12 protein-coding genes and 2 pseudogenes are annotated in these 15904 nt (G+C 38.8%); 11 read left to right on the top strand and 3 right to left on the bottom strand.

The window, feature by feature from the left end; all coding sequences use genetic code 11:
• Nucleotides 1-35 precede the first annotated feature (35 nt).
• The 3 genes and pseudogenes from ACU8V8_RS08165 to ACU8V8_RS08155 all read left to right on the top strand — a co-directional run bounded on the left by ACU8V8_RS08165 (nt 36) and on the right by ACU8V8_RS08155 (nt 2658).
• A pseudogene (locus ACU8V8_RS08165) lies at nt 36-1858 on the top strand (protein kinase domain-containing protein).
• Nucleotides 1859-1923: 65 nt separating this feature from the next.
• Nucleotides 1924-2355, top strand: coding sequence for a DUF3859 domain-containing protein (locus ACU8V8_RS08160; protein WP_446889424.1), 432 nt, complete (start codon nt 1924-1926; stop codon nt 2353-2355).
• A 114-nt stretch (nt 2356-2469) separates the two neighbouring features.
• A complete protein-coding gene (locus ACU8V8_RS08155) occupies nt 2470-2658 on the top strand; it encodes an SEC-C metal-binding domain-containing protein (RefSeq protein WP_446889423.1) in 189 nt (62 codons plus the stop codon).
• 159 nt (nt 2659-2817) lie between these two features.
• Here ACU8V8_RS08155 and ACU8V8_RS08150 read toward each other — a convergent pair whose 3' ends face one another.
• Nucleotides 2818-3339: a TetR/AcrR family transcriptional regulator gene (locus ACU8V8_RS08150; RefSeq protein ID WP_446889422.1), complete on the bottom strand. Its 522-nt coding sequence runs from the start codon at nt 3337-3339 to the stop codon at nt 2818-2820.
• 110 nt (nt 3340-3449) lie between these two features.
• Between ACU8V8_RS08150 and ACU8V8_RS08145 the strand changes: the two genes are divergently transcribed.
• Entirely contained in the window at nt 3450-3635 is a 186-nt protein-coding gene (locus tag ACU8V8_RS08145) for a hypothetical protein (protein WP_446889421.1), read from the top strand.
• A 45-nt stretch (nt 3636-3680) separates the two neighbouring features.
• Here ACU8V8_RS08145 and ACU8V8_RS08140 read toward each other — a convergent pair whose 3' ends face one another.
• The gene (locus tag ACU8V8_RS08140) at nt 3681-4892 is read right to left on the bottom strand and encodes a porin (RefSeq protein ID WP_446889420.1); all 1212 of its coding nucleotides are present in this window, start codon (nt 4890-4892) and stop codon (nt 3681-3683) included.
• A 282-nt stretch (nt 4893-5174) separates the two neighbouring features.
• Here ACU8V8_RS08140 and ACU8V8_RS08135 point away from each other — a divergent pair, with 282 nt between their 5' ends.
• The 6 genes and pseudogenes from ACU8V8_RS08135 to ACU8V8_RS08110 all read left to right on the top strand — a co-directional run bounded on the left by ACU8V8_RS08135 (nt 5175) and on the right by ACU8V8_RS08110 (nt 13381).
• Nucleotides 5175-6761, top strand: a complete 1587-nt coding sequence (locus ACU8V8_RS08135) for an ABC-F family ATPase (RefSeq protein WP_290209076.1) — start codon at nt 5175-5177, stop codon at nt 6759-6761.
• Nucleotides 6762-6913: 152 nt separating this feature from the next.
• A complete protein-coding gene (purE, locus tag ACU8V8_RS08130) occupies nt 6914-7396 on the top strand; it encodes a 5-(carboxyamino)imidazole ribonucleotide mutase (protein ID WP_446889419.1) in 483 nt (160 codons plus the stop codon).
• 1 nt (nt 7397) lies between these two features.
• Nucleotides 7398-8546 carry a 5-(carboxyamino)imidazole ribonucleotide synthase gene (locus ACU8V8_RS08125; protein ID WP_446889418.1) on the top strand — a complete coding sequence of 383 codons (1149 nt, stop codon included), beginning with the start codon at nt 7398-7400 and terminating at the stop codon, nt 8544-8546.
• Between the two features lie 133 nt (nt 8547-8679).
• The gene (locus tag ACU8V8_RS08120) at nt 8680-9612 is read left to right on the top strand and encodes a YeiH family protein (RefSeq protein ID WP_446889417.1); all 933 of its coding nucleotides are present in this window, start codon (nt 8680-8682) and stop codon (nt 9610-9612) included.
• A complete protein-coding gene (locus tag ACU8V8_RS08115) occupies nt 9612-10784 on the top strand; it encodes an endonuclease/exonuclease/phosphatase family protein (RefSeq protein WP_446889416.1) in 1173 nt (390 codons plus the stop codon). The genes ACU8V8_RS08120 and ACU8V8_RS08115 overlap by 1 nt, the downstream gene beginning before the upstream one ends.
• Before the next feature lie 103 nt (nt 10785-10887).
• Nucleotides 10888-13381 (top strand): annotated as a pseudogene (locus tag ACU8V8_RS08110) (prolyl oligopeptidase family serine peptidase).
• Between the two features lie 2 nt (nt 13382-13383).
• On the opposite strand, the gene rrtA reads toward ACU8V8_RS08110, so the two are convergent.
• Nucleotides 13384-13995: a rhombosortase gene (gene rrtA, locus ACU8V8_RS08105; protein ID WP_446889415.1), complete on the bottom strand. Its 612-nt coding sequence runs from the start codon at nt 13993-13995 to the stop codon at nt 13384-13386.
• Between the two features lie 87 nt (nt 13996-14082).
• Between rrtA and ggt the strand changes: the two genes are divergently transcribed.
• Entirely contained in the window at nt 14083-15837 is a 1755-nt protein-coding gene (gene ggt, locus ACU8V8_RS08100) for a gamma-glutamyltransferase (RefSeq protein ID WP_446889414.1), read from the top strand.
• The last annotated feature ends 67 nt before the right edge of the window (nt 15838-15904 follow it).

Genomic DNA, 15904 nt, shown 5'->3' with positions numbered 1-15904 from the left:
AATAAACCACGCTAATTTAAGTTTAGAGACCTGTAGTGAAAGCCAAAGAGATCCGCAATTTTTACATCAATGAAGAGCAATCCGTGTATTTGCTTTCGCATCACGATGCTAAAAAACACCGCCAATGGCTTAATATCTGTATAAAAAAACTAACGAATTTGGGTTACTCCGACGTTGAAATGATAGGCTCTGGTGCATTTGGTTTTGTATTTGCAGGGCTTGATGAACATAACCAACCTTGGGTGTTTAAGTTTTCACGGATCACTTTAGCACAAAGCGTACGGGACAGGTTAGAAGATGAAGCCTATATGCTGTCTCAAGTTAATAACCCTTTAGTGCCGAAGTTTTATGGCTTTGAGCGAATAAAAAAGCAGGGTATTTTGATGATGGCCCGTGCTCTAGGTGAAGACCTAGAGAAAGTGTCACTCAAAAGAGGGCGTTTTAGTGCAGCTGCAATCATGAACCTAGCGCTTAAATTACGTAACGTATTAATTGACTTACGTAATCATAAAAACGGGATCAGCCCACAGCCAATAGTACATGGTGATATTAAACCATCAAATTTGGTGTGGGATGAAGCTACACAAGGGCTATCTTTAGTTGATTGGGGCAGCTCTGTATATGCTCAAATAGACAGTGATGGTGATCCTGTTACCAGCAATTTTATGGATTTAATGTCAGGTGATTTGAGCAGCACTAATGCCCGAATGGGAGATGTTTATTTTATTGGTGATGAGCAAATGTCTGGGGCAAAATCATCCCCGCGTTTTGATGAGCAAGGTGTAGCCTCTACACTTTATGCACTTGCCTCAGCACAGTCTTGTCGATTTGGCGCACAAGTTATTCCGGCTAGTTCGCTTGGGCTACCTATGGAATTAGCAAAAGTAATTGATGGCATGTTATCTAAGGAAAAACACATAAGAGATGGTGCCGGGGACTATTTTATGCGTAATATGCCTACCATGGCAAAAGCTTACTTGCCTCAGCTTAATATCCATAAAAATATAAAAGCGCATATTCCCTTTTGGTTTGGTACAGACGCTGAATTACCAGATACCGTAGTATACAGTTCCCGCAAACAGTTTTTACGCCAAGCTGATCATAAACAGCAGCTGCTTGATGTGAACGATGCCCAACTAGATCGTTACTACAAAGAATTTTTATTTGATACTGGCGATACTGAAAAAGCGTTCTTAGCTTCAATAAGCCGCTTAGCTAAATACCCCGTTGTTGGCGGGTTAAGCTTTCATTGGAAAGAAGAGTCACTGTACGTAGAGTCGTCTTTGATTATGCATGATGAAAGTTTGGCTGATGCATTTACTCAAGCGGTAAATAATACTGTGATGTTGGCACAAGGAATTAATCAAAAAGGGCTGTTCAAATGTTGCTTATTTGATGCTCGTAAAACAATTCAGTTAGAGCGAGATGGTACAGGGGCATTTAAATTTGAGCAGTTACCCGAACTCGAATACGAAGTTATGAATTTAAAAAGCAGTGATGTAACCCGACCCCATTCATACTTTGAAGATGGTAAAGACCCGGATGAACAACTACAACTTCCTAAAAAGTGATAAAATGTGTATTTGAGCTAAATCAAATTCATCACACAGGGTGTATTATTTTTGAAGCACTTCCCGATAGAATGAAAATTCACCACTACTATCGTTTGCTTGATGCAAATAAAGAGGACGAATTTAAACGATTGCTTAATAAGCTAATGCAATACGCTGTGAGTATAACTGATGTCGGTGTAGCTGGGTTTATGAAACTGCCTTATAAAAATACCCGAAAATTCTCACTCTGTGAAAAACAAGCCGATTTTTTCTACCCTAAAGATCCAAAGCGCTTTGAGGCTTAAAGCTTTGGTAAACAGTATGAGGTTAAAGCGAGTTAATTAAATAATGCGTAATAGGAATATCAATAATGGCAAAAATTAAACCATTAGTATCAATGCAAAGCTATGGTATTTATACTCAATGGGACTCATCGTCAAAAGAATTGCCACAGATACAATCGTTCACGACCAAAGTACCCGCAAAGCTTGATATTGAATTTGGTTTCATCATTAATATCAAAAAAGCGAAGGGGGAAAAAATTCATTTTTGTATTTACCACCCAGATATCCCCGATGATGATGGTATCGCCATGGCTCCATTTGAAGGTACTGAATATATAAAAAATAATGACTGGCACTTTTACCTAGGCGACACTCTATGGCAGCCTATAAATAATAAAATAGGTGATTGGCGGATGACCATTGAATTGAACTCAAAAATTATTGCAGATAAAACTTTTTCAGTATGTGAACAAGAGGCGATGTCTGAAATTGAGTTTTGGCAAAAGCGAGGTTATTAGTTTTTAGGCTAGTATTATTAAAGCGTTTTATTTATTAATAAACAGCTCTCGCGATACACCATAGGTTATGGTTATAATATAGCATAACTAAAAAACACTAAAAGTATCACGATTATGAATCAAACAAATGAAAGTATATCAAACACAGGCTTGAGGCCTGAAGAATCAACCTGTACAAATACAAGCTGTTGTCCTCCTCCACAGAGTCCACAAGTACGAACTGCCCCAAAAGTTGGCCGCAACGATCCATGTGTTTGCGGTAATGGACGCAAGTATAAAAAATGCTGTGGTAAAAACGCATAGAGTCAGTTTTATTAAGTAACTAGTTAACTTAATAGTTACTTATTGTTGTTTTAAGCGTTAAAAACACAAGCAAGAACACATCATACATTATTTCTTTAGTTAAATAATAAATTGCTTCGGTGGATAAATTAAAAGTTTTAAACAAAGTGGGGGATTTTCTCACAATAGTGCTAGTTTGTTGGTCAACATTCTTAACATCGTTTCGGGTTTAGGGTGTGTTTCATTTAAACCGCTAAGCAGAGTCATAAAATAACAATCCATCATTACGGTAGCTTTTACTTCATCATATTGAGGTTGTTCACTAAAGAGCATTTTTTTAAATTCGTTGAGCTGAAAATTAAAAAAATCTGCTTGCCAAATTATATCGCTGATTAACACTTTACTAAATTCTTTATTTTCACAATAAAATGTAAATAAGGGCAGTGCATAATGGCGTAACTTCAAACGAGGAGAGTGTTGTTCATCAGTTAAAGCTGCTGTAGTTATGATGTTATCTATTTGCAATAACATACCAGCTTTAAGTAAATCAATTTTGTTTTCAAAATGGCTAAAAACCGTTCCGGCTGCAACACCTGCATTATTTGCAATTGCTCTGGTTGAGGTTGATTCATAGCCCAGCTCTATAAATAGCTCCCAAGCTGCGGCTAAAATTTTATTTCGTGTTATTTCTTTTTTACTCATATTTCAATGCTTTAATTTTTATATTACTTAAAAAGTTTGAATTGCCTTGCTTTATTGAGCGTGCTCAATTAAATTTATGAGCGTGCTCATTTCTAAAGGGGAAATACACAATGAATATCATAAAACGCGTTATAGGCTTCGTTTTATTTATACCTTTTATCTTTTTTTATTCTTACATGCTTGGCCCTATACTAAAAGCGATATTAGTTCCTGGGGGCATAATATTATTATGGCTTATTTTAGGTCCGAGGGAGGGTTATAAAGCAATAAAAAAAGCGTTTATTGAGGAGAGATAAAGAGAGTGTTGCTCGTTGAACCAAAGTAACGAGCAACATTTCATTTTATAATACGTAGTGGAAGCCGATTGCAATACCATCATCTTCTGATAAGCTCATTTGTTCTTCTTGCTGTTTGTCTGCACTTGCAAAGTCACTAAAATCTTTTCTTGCTTCGAGATAAACAAGGGTATTGTCATCAAACAAGTAATGAACGCCTAACACGCTAAATTGTCGTTTAAAGGTGTCATTTGGATCAGCATTAAAGTTGGGTTGGATAACATAGTCGTCACCTGCATCAAAGACGTTGTATGCTAAAAATGTGCGAATGTTGTTGTCGAATCTATACGAGACAAGAGATTCTAGTCCAACGGCTTCCTTAATTAACCTGCCTAAGTTATCTGTATCATGGTTTTTGTTTTTATTTAAATTTGCAGCAGCATAAAATCCTTTTGCATCAAAATTACCATAAGTAATACCTGCACCATAAATTAAGTCGACCGCTGTTTGCATTGTGGCATCAGTGCCATAAACGATATTAAATTCACCGCGGTTAAAACCTGCTGTAAGGGTCAATTTATCACTCAACGTATAGGTAAGTGCTGCACCGTATGTAGAATTAAACTCAACTTTTTGCGCTAAGTTACTTTGGTTATTAAATAGTGTTTCGCAATCAGATTCTGAGATTGCTTCTACATCACATGTATAAAAGTCATTATTTTTAAACTGTACTTGAGCTGCAATACTCAAATCGCCGTAATTATTTCGGTATTGGAGTAATTTATCGCCACGGCCTGTACCATTTATTGCACCGTCATCTTTGTTATAGGTATAGACACCTGCAGCATTACCGTCCCATACTAGGCTGTAGTTAGTACTGTATACAACGTCGTACCATGCACCCCATTGTTTACCTATCGTCAGTTGACCATATTGATCGTGGGCAATGCCTACATAACCTAAACGATTATATAAAAATTCATCTTGGATTGATTCAAATCGGTTGTTATAAATGATATCGCTACTACCAACAGGATTAACTCCCCATTCAAGCAGGGCGATTGCAGACCAATGTTCTTTTAATTGTCTTTTAAAATCAAAATTTATACGCGAGGCACCATTTACTATTTCAGTTTGTCCTTGAGTGTGGATGACCCTTGCATCAATAAACCCACCAATTGTTAGTGAATTAGTCGAGTCATTATAGATCTCAAGTGCTTGCACACTACAAGAGCTGAAAATCGTAGCGGTTAAAAGAGTAGATAGTCCTTTGTTCATTAACTGGGCCTTTATATATATTGTGTGTTGCCATAAACGCGCAATCCTAACAAAGGGACGCTATGGGTAAAGTGAAAAAATATCATTAAATTAGTATAGAGGAAATTTAAAATGTTAAGACTAAATTTATCCTTGCTTTGTTAAGGTCTCAGCTAGGTCATTAGTACTGTAAAAGCGTAAAACTCGCTATTTAGTTCAGTAATATTCCATAGAAAAAACACCTGTTTTGGTTTAAACTCCAGCCAATTAAATTTCTATGATTTCCCCTTGGAGGGTAGCGCTATTATTAGTACAGCTAACATCACCATGCAATTTGGTGCTAAACCATTATTTGAAAACATTTCTGCAAAATTTGGCGAAGGAAACCGTTACGGTTTAATTGGTGCAAATGGCTGCGGTAAATCGACTTTTATGAAGATTTTAAGCGGTGAATTAGAGCCTTCATCAGGTAACGTTAGTACTGATCCAAATGAGCGTGTAGCTAAGCTAAACCAAGACCAGTTTGCATACGAAGAATATTCAGTTGTTGATACTGTGATCATGGGCCATAAAGAATTATGGGAAATCAAACAAGAACGTGACCGCATTTATAGCTTGCCTGAAATGAGCGAAGAAGACGGGATGCGTGTTGCCGATCTTGAGACTGAATTTGCAGAAATGGATGGGTATTCAGCTGAGTCAAAAGCAGGTGAATTATTAATGGGCGTGGGTATTGATACTGCGCAGCATTATGGTCCTATGTCAGAAATTGCACCGGGTTTTAAACTACGTGTTTTATTAGCTCAGGTTCTATTTTCAGACCCAGATATTATGCTGCTGGATGAGCCTACTAATAACTTGGATATTTACACGATTAAATGGCTTGAAGATGTATTGAATCAACGTGATTGCACTATGATCATCATTTCCCATGACCGCCATTTCTTAAACTCTGTGTGCACACACATGGCTGATATAGACTACGGTGAGTTACGCCTGTACCCGGGTAATTATGATGAATATATGTTTGCGGCTGAGCAAGCCCGTGAACGTTTGTTAAGTGAAAATGCGAAGAAGAAAAGCCAAATAGCTGAATTACAGCAATTTGTATCTCGCTTCTCGGCGAACGCATCAAAAGCAAAACAGGCAACATCTCGCGCTAAACAAATTGACAAAATCCAACTTGATGAAGTTAAAGCGTCATCTCGTCAAACGCCATTTATTCGTTTTGAACAAGAAAAACAATTGTTCCGTAATGCACTAGAACTTAATAATCTTGGTCAAGGTTTTGAAGAAATGCTTTTCACCGGACTTGAAGGCTTAGTTGAAGTGGGTGAGAGAATAGCCATCATCGGTGAAAATGGGGTTGGTAAAACAACACTATTAAACACATTAGCAGGTCGCCTTGCACCAAAACAAGGTGAATTTAAGTGGTCTGAAAATGCAAATATTGGCTATTATGCACAGGATCATGCCGATGAGTTCGAGCAAGATATGAACTTATTCCAATGGATGGAGCAATGGCAACAAGAGGGCGATGACGAGCAGGTGGTTCGTAGCTTTTTAGGTCGTATGTTGTTCTCACAAAACGATATTAAAAAGTCAGTTAAAGTTATCTCAGGTGGTGAGCAAGGTCGCATGTTATTTGGTAAAATTATGATGCATAAGCCAAATATATTGTTAATGGATGAACCAACTAACCATATGGATATGGAGTCTATTGAAGCATTAAACTTAGCACTTGAAGCCTACGAAGGTACATTGCTATTTGTATCACACGATCGTCAGTTTGTATCGTCACTTGCTACCCGCATTTGGGAAGTGAAAGATTCTCAGATTATTGACTTTAGAGGCACATACTCTGAGTATTTAGCCAGTAAAGAAGCATAACTCTGTATTTAATAGTTAAAAGCCATGCATGTCATGGCTTTTTTTATTGGCTGTTTATCGCGATTTTATATTTAATACGTGTATAATGACCGCCTTAAAATGAGGACATAAGTCCGCTATTAGTTCGAAAATTAGTTTACTGAGGAGTATTTATGACTGTTGGCATTATTATGGGTTCCAAATCAGATTGGCCAACTATGGAACACGCAGCGATTATGCTTGATAAATTTGGCATCGCTTATGAAACAAAAGTTGTTTCTGCACATAGAACTCCTCAATTACTTGCTGATTATGCAAGTTCAGCCGCGGAACGTGGTATTAAAGTTATTATAGCCGGTGCCGGTGGTGCAGCACATTTACCAGGTATGGCCGCTGCGTTTACATCTCTACCTGTATTAGGTGTGCCAGTTAAGTCTAAAACCCTAAATGGTGTTGATTCACTATTGTCTATTTGCCAAATGCCCAAAGGTGTTGCTGTTGGCACACTTGCAATAGGTGATGCTGGTGCTGCAAATGCAGGCTTATTAGCGGCGCAAATTTTAGGCTGTCAACAGCCTGAGATCTTCGCAAAAGTTGAAGCATTCCGTAAAGAACAAACAGAGACTATTTTAGCCAACCCTAATCCTGCAGAGTAATATGAAAATTTTAATTTTAGGTGCGGGTCAGCTTGCTCGAATGATGAGTTTAGCGGGCGCGCCATTGAATTTAAATGTTGTTGCTTATGATGTTGGCAGCAAAAACATTGTTCACCCTTTAACTAATGAAGTTTACAGCACAACCTTAGAGCAAAGCATTGCTGAGGTTGATGCAATTACTGCTGAGTTTGAACACATACCAAATGATGTGCTTACACTTTGTTGTGCCAGTAATAAATTTTATCCAGGTAAAGTGGCTATTAAAACCGGTGGTGATCGTGCTATTGAAAAAGCACTGTTAAGTAAAACTGAAGTCGCTTGTGCACCTTATAAACTTATTACTGAGAAAGCGCACCTTATCGAAGCAGTATCAACGCTTGGTAAACCGCTTGTTATTAAAACTTGCCAAGCAGGTTACGATGGTAAAGGGCAGTGGCGTTTAAAGTCAGATGATCAAATCGATCAAATTTGGTCTCAAATGGCTGACTTTATTGCATCGGGTACTGAACAAATGCCGCATACGATTATTGCTGAAAAAATGATCCCATTTGATCGTGAAGTGTCAATTATTGGCGCACGCGATAAATCTGGCAACACAGCTATTTATCCATTAACAGAAAATCAGCACACCAATGGTGTACTTACCTTATCTGTAGCCGGGAAAGAAAAATCAGCAATACAGCAACAAGCAGAAGATGCCTTTAACAAAATAGCCAATGAACTTGATTATGTGGGCGTATTAGCTATAGAATTTTTTGATGTTGATGGTCAACTATTAGTGAACGAATTAGCTCCGCGAGTGCATAATTCTGGCCATTGGACTCAGCAGGGCGTTCAGTGTTCGCAGTTTGAAAACCATATGCGAGCTGTTGCGGGTTTACCGCTTGGTAGCACACAGCTTAAACAAGTTAGCGCGATGATCAATGTTCTTGGTCAGTCAGCGATCCCACGTGATGTTTTGAAAGTTAGCGATGTGACAAGTCATTGGTATGGAAAAACACCAAAACCAGGGCGAAAAATGGGCCATATAAATGTATCAGCTTCAAGTTTACATGAACTTGGAGAGCGTTTAGCTGAACTTGCAGAATACCTACCCGAAGATCAATACCCTGGAATCCTAGCAACCGCTACCTCCCTTATTTTGAATTAATTATAAGCTAGCCGAGCAACAAGCTCGGCTTTTTTATTTTTCTACCGCTTTTTCTTTTTTATCCAATCGATTATGTCAGCCTATACTTAAATTCAGATAATAAATCATACGAAAAGTATTATTTAGGAATATTATGCCTGCGACAATCCACTTTCATAAGCTAGCTTATTTACTGTTATTAGGTTTATGCCTTACTCCTTTCATTGGTGCCGGTTCTGCTCTTATTATGGGTGCTGTATTTGCAATCATTATTGGTAATCCATTTTCAGATTTTTCTCAAACCGCGAGTAAATGGATGCTAAAAGCAGCCGTAGTAGGCTTGGGCTTTGCTGTCGACATTAACCAAGTAATTGAAGTAGGCCGCAGCTCGTTAGTACTTACAATTGTTAGCATTACTGCGATTATCGGTTTGGGTGAAATACTTACTCAAGTCTTTAAGTTAAACAGAAACACAGGTGTGTTAATTTCATTTGGTACAGCAATATGTGGTGGTAGTGCTATTGCCGCCATGGCCCCGGTTATTAAAGCCAAAGATCATGAAGTAGCGGTAGCGCTAGGCGTTGTATTTTTACTAAATGGCGTAGGCTTATTGTTATTTCCTGCAATAGGTCATTATTTTGATTTAAGCCAAGAGCAATTTGGAATGTGGGCTGCTCTAGCTATTCATGACACCAGTAGTGTTGTTGGCGCATCAGCAACTTATGGTGTGGCAGCGCTGAGTATTGCAACAACCGTTAAATTAACTCGTGCGATGTGGATTATCCCTTATACCACGTTAGCGGGGGTATTTTGGCGCTCAGAAGAAAAAGCCAGTATTCCGTTGTTCATTGTGGGCTTTTTAGCAGCAGCATTAATAAACACGTATTTACCAGATTATTCTTCAACGTGGTCATTTTTAAACAGTGCTGCTAAACAGTTATTAGTGATGACCTTATTTTTAATTGGCAGTGGTTTATCCATCAATGTTTTAAAGCAAGCGGGTGTTAAGCCATTTTTAATGGCAATCCTTTTGTGGGTTGTTGTCAGTAGTGTAATTTTAATATTAATTTTAGACGGGTTTATTTAATGAATATAAAACTGATTGTTGCCGCCGTTGCGAGCATGTGTGTGACGTGCACTTTAGTAAATAACGCAAAAGCAGCAGGCAATATAAGAGTGGCGACCTTTAACGTAAGTATGGATGCCACTAATTACACTGCACAGGGTGAAAGTGTTAACCCAAATGCGCTAGTGAATGCGTTAAAAAGTGACCATCAACAGATAAAAAACATTGCAGAAATTATCCAGCGTGTCCGCCCTGATATCTTGCTCTTGAATGAGTTCGATTATGTGAGTAAACCCCAAGGCATTGATTATTTTATACAGAATTACTTAAAAGTAAGTCAAAATAAACAACCTGCAATTACCTACCCTTATACATACATAGGGCCTGTTAATACAGGAGTTGCGTCAGAGTTTGACTTTGATAATGATGGCAAAAAAACGGGTAAGCTTGGCGATGCTTATGGTTTTGGGTTTTTCCCAGGTCACTATGGCATGGCTGTGCTTTCTCGTTACCCAATTGATTTTGATAAAGTACGTTCATTGCAAACATTTAAATACAAAGATATGCCAGGTGCGCAAATGCCAATTGATCCTGAGACAAATCAGAATTGGTACAATAATGATGAATGGCAAGCAATGCGCTTGAGCTCAAAATCTTTTTGGGATCTCCCCATTGATGTCAAAGGTAAAACGGTTCATTTACTTGCATCGCACCCAACTCCGCCAGTGTTTGATGGCGAAGAAGATAGAAATGGCAAACGTAATCACGATGAAGTTAGGTTAATTAAAGATTATATCGAAAACGCAAGTTACCTTTATGATGATAAAGGGGTTAAAGGCGGACTTAAAACTAATTCTCGATTTGTTATTGTGGGGGACTTAAATGCAGCGCCAGAGGGCGATAAAAAGCGCCCAAATACAACAAACCAACTATTAGCAAATCCGCTTATTAATAGTGAATTTTTACCAGTGAGTAAAGGCGCTGCAACAAGTTATACAGGTACGTATGCCGCTGCTTATACCGCACATTGGCAAGCACGTGTTGACTATGTTTTGCCATCAACTTATGGTATTTCGGTTCAAGACGGAGGCGTTTTTTGGCCAACTAAAAATAGTGAACTGTATCGTTTGATAAAGGATAGAAATGCATCTTCTGATCATCGTATGGTTTGGTTAGATATACTAGTTAAATAGCAGGTTATTTAACGGTAAACTTTGGCTGTTTATCCTAAATAATTGCAATACCTATGGTGCTTCTGCTTAAATTACGGGAATTATAATAATCCCTAGAAGCACTATGAACTTAAAAACAGCAAATAGAACCTTAGTAGCCATGGCGATTGCATCAAGCTTTGTGCTTGCTGGTTGTCAAACTACCACCTCTACTTCTTCTGAAGAAGTTGCAAATACCCCCGTTGCAAGTGTTGTAGCAACGCCTGCAGATTTTGGCAGCAGTGAAATCACTCTCGAACAAGCTATGGCGCATCCTGATTGGTTAGGACGTCAAGCGGAACGAGCATTTTGGGCTGCGGATTCAAGCACTATTGTATACGCTCAAAAGCAACAAGGAAATGAGTTAAGGGACTTATATGTACAAGGGGTCAATAGCCAATCGGCAAGTAAAGTTGCGTTGAATAAACTCCATACTTTAGGTGCAAGCAATGCCGTTTATTCTGCAAACCGTTTGCTTCAAGCTTATGTGTATGAAGGAAATATATTTATAAAAAATATAAAAATAAATGAAATTACACAAATAACTCACGACAGTGCTAAACAATCTAACCCACAATTTTTAACAGATGGTAATTTAGCTTTTCGCCAAGGAAACACTTTTTATAAAGTAAATCTAACAACAGGTTTGCAAACTGAGCTTGCAAATTTACATTTAAATGATGCCCCAAAAGGCGTTATTGAACCTCAAACGTATATTGCCAAAGAGCAGCATAAACTAATTGACTACATTGCGTTAACGCATAAAAATAAGCTGGATAAACAAACACGTAAAGAGCAATTAAAGAGTCAAAATGCAAGTATTGCGAATGCACAATTTTATTTAGGGAAAGGAAATAAAATCTCTGATGTTCAATTATCACCAAGTGGTAAAGCATTAATTGTAGTAGTAACGGATAACCGCTCATGGCGGGAAGACAGTGATATAATGCCAAACTATATTACTGATGATGCGGGTGTAAAAGCTGAAAAAGTCCGTCGCCGCGTTGCCGATGCAAAACCACAAACATCTAAAGTTATCTATATTGATTTAGAAGAAAACACGCAAAAAACACTCGCTTTTGATACGTTACCGGGTTTCGATGAAGATGTACTTGCTACAGTAAAAAAAGAAAATTATGCACGTGAAGGCAAAACATACGAATCGAAAAAAAGAACCTCGTGCAATTAACTTGATTATGGACTGGGGCTGGTCACAAAGTGCTATTGTATGGAATCATGATGGCTCACAAGTAGCGTTAATGCTTGAAGCATGGGATAACAAAGACCGTTGGATTGCATCTGTTGATTTTGAAAACAACACATTAGTTTCTCAACACCGTTTACATGATGATGCATGGGTTAACTATACATACAATGATTTTGGGTGGCTCAATAATTCAGACACACTTTATTATTTATCTGAAGAGTCGGGTTACAGCCATATTTATAAAAAACCATTAAACGGTAAAGCAACCCAACTTACGAAAGGCCAGTTTGTTGTATCTAACTTAACCCTCAGCGATGACAATAGTGCTATTTACTATAAAGCTAATGTTGAACACCCTGGATTGTATGAGATTTACCGCGTCAATCCACAAACTGCGCAATCTGAGCAAATCACAAACTTAGATGGCATGACTGACTACCAACTTAGTCCTGATCAAACCAAGCTATTATTAACACATTCTAAAATAATGGCTCCGCCAGAGCTTTATGTAGCAGACGCAAAAGCAAATGCCAGTGCAAAGCAGCTTACAAGCACGGTATCGAGTGAATTTTTAGCAAAACAACTGATAGCCCCTAAAATTGTTGCTGTACCATCAAGCCATACTGACCAGCCTATTTACGCAAAAGTTTACTACCCAGCCGATTATGTTGAAGGAGAAAGTGGTAACAAGCGTAAAGCGGTTATTTTTAATCACGGCGCAGGTTACTTACAAAACTCGCATATGGGTTGGTCAGGTTATTTCCGTGAGTTTATGTTTCATTCCTTATTAGCCTCTGAGGGTTACGTAGTGATGGACATGGACTACCGCGCATCAAAAGGCTATGGTCGTGATTGGCGTACTGCAATTTATCGTCAAATGGGCACGCCTGAAACCCAAGATTTAATGGATGGTGTAAGTTGGATGGCCGAGAATGCGAATGTTGATACCGGTGCTGTAGGCACTTACGGTGGCTCATACGGTGGCTTTATGACGTTTATGGCGTTGTTTACACAGCCTGATTTATTCCAATCAGGTGCAGCACTTCGCCCGGTTACCGATTGGGCTCATTATAATGCGCCTTATACATCTAATATTTTGAACCACCCAGACGTTGACCCGATTGCGTACGAAAAAAGCTCTCCGATCTACTATGCAGAAGGCTTGAAAAACCACTTATTGATTAACGCACCAATGGTTGATAATAATGTATTTTTCCAAGATTCAGTACGTTTAGTACAACGTTTAATTGAGCTTGAAAAAGAAAACTTTGAGACCGCAATTTTCCCTGTAGAGCCGCATGGCTTTGTGCAGCCTTCGAGCTGGTTAGATGAATACCGTCGTATCTATAAGTTATTTAAAGAAACACTGTAAATTTAGTTAAAAAAAAACGCCAAACTTAGTTTGGCGTTTTTTTTTATCATTTTAATAATAACTGGTGTTGCTAGCACTATACCACCAATCGCACCAATTAAATGTGCGTCAATAGCCACCCGTGAGGCAATTAGTTGACCGATTTCAGCACTCGGGCCAGCATATTGTTCATGGGCTACCTTGAGCCAGACTCCTATAAATAATAAACTGCCTGTTCTCATACCTACACTAATATCTTTTATAGCTCCCCAAACAATCACGCCATGTAATAGGGCGCTTAACCCTGTGTAAATTTTTATATCTGGACAAAAGAAGTAAATACCCAAGCCACACCAAATACCCAAAACTAATGAGTTGAGTGCATATTGACTCGGTGTAGTGTGCTCGGCATGCAGTAACCAAATAAGCAATATACCGGCACAGTTTAAGCCTAAATGTGCCCAATTAGCATGCACATATTGGCTACTGAGTAATCGCCATACTTCACCTTGACTTATTAGCTGGCGATTGAACTCTAAAAAATCGTTCAAATTAAAAACAGCAAAGAGTGAGCTGATTGCGATTAAACACAGTGGTGGTAGAACGTAACGGGGTTGAAGAGGTAAATTAACCATTTTTTTCTTATTTTTACAGCAAACTTTTGCATATTGTGCACGTTTAACTTTAAGATGCCAAACACCTAGGCGCAATAAAGTTATTTTATGTTTTTAACGTTTCCAAAAGCACTGGCATTTACTGCCTCATTATTATGTATTCCTTCTTTAGCCGTTAGTGCAACAACGCCGCGCGAAACTCGCGAACCAGAAGCTGCTACAGGCCATCAGCTTAAACAACAGGTTGTTGGCGCTAATTTTATGATTGCTGCTGCAAATCCCTATGCAGTTAAAGCAGGTCAGCAAATTCTTGCCAAAGGCGGTAGTGCAGTTGATGCCGCTATTGCTACACAACTTGTTTTAACATTGGTAGAACCTCAATCGTCAGGCATTGGTGGTGGTACATTTATGATGTATTACGATAAAAAAACTGACACGCTAACAAGTTTTGATGGGCGTGAAACCGCGCCTGAAAATGCAGATGAAACATTATTTTTAGATAAACATGGTAAAGCGGCAAAATGGATTGATGCAGTTGTAGGAGGTCGTTCAGTTGGTGTGCCAGGCATTTTACATGCACTTGCAAGTGCTCATAAGCAATACGGTAAACTTGATTGGCACACACTATTTAATCCTGCGATAGAGCTTGCAGAGCAAGGGTTTGTTGTCTCCCCTCGACTGCATGCATTACTTGCTAAGCAAATTAACCCTGGCGTTACTAAACTTGATGTCATTAGCGATTATTTTTTTGAAGATGGTAAGCCTGTAGCAGTGGGTACAGTAAAGAAAAACCAACCATTAGCAAATCTATATAAAGACATAGCTGCAAAGGGCATTGATGCCTTTTACAAAGGGGATAATGCTAAGCAGATGGTAGAGGCTGTTCAGCAAAGTAAGGTGGCACCGGGTACGTTAACTCTTAACGATCTGGCTGAGTATAAAAGTGTACAGCGTGACGCTGTGTGCGCGCCATACCATGATTATAAAATCTGCTCTATGGCACCACCAAGTAGTGGTGGGGTTGCAGTAATACAAATATTAGCATTACTAGAAAGTAAAAACATGGCCCAGTTCTCGCCTAATTCGGAGCAAGCCATTCATTACTTTACCCAAGCATCACGTTTAGCATTTGCTGATCGTGATGTGTACATGGGCGACCCCGATTTTGCCTATATTCCTACTCAAGAACTGCTGGAGGCAAATTATATCAAACAACGTTCAGCCCTTATTACTGAACAAGACTTACCAGCTGTAGCCGGAGAGCCTAAAGACAAATTAGCTTATGCACAAGATGATGCCTATGAATTGCCTTCGACCACCCACGTATCTATTGTAGATAGCAGAGGCAATGCAGTTTCGATGACCAGCTCAATTGAAATGGCATTTGGTTCGACCGTTATGGTTAATGGTTACATTTTGAATAATCAATTAACTGATTTTGCCTTATCACCAAAAAAAGACGGCAAACTATTAGCTAACCGAGTTGAGGCAGGCAAACGTCCACGAAGTTCTATGGCGCCTGTTATGGTTTTCAACAAAGATGGAAGTTTACGATTAGTGGTTGGTTCTCCTGGTGGCAGTCGTATAATAAATTACGTAGCACAGGTATTAATTGGAGTACTGGATTGGGATTTAACAGCCCAACAAGCCATTAATTTAGGCCGAGTAACAAATAGAAATCGTTATACCAGCTTAGAAAAAGGAGCTGACATTGCTGCATTAAAATCGCAGTTAGTTAAACGCGGTCACACTGTAAAAGTTGTCGATTTGAACTCAGGACTACACGCTGTTGAAATTAAAAAGGGCGTTTTATACGGAGCAGCAGATCCGCGACGTGAAGGGATTGCTCTTGGCGATATGTAGTATTGTGCTTAATGAGCATAAATAGCCCTTATTTCAATTAATAAGATACTGTACAATATGCTGTAAG

The organism is Pseudoalteromonas sp. SaAl2 (assembly GCF_052947895.1).
This window is presented reverse-complemented; position numbering and strand designations above follow the sequence as displayed.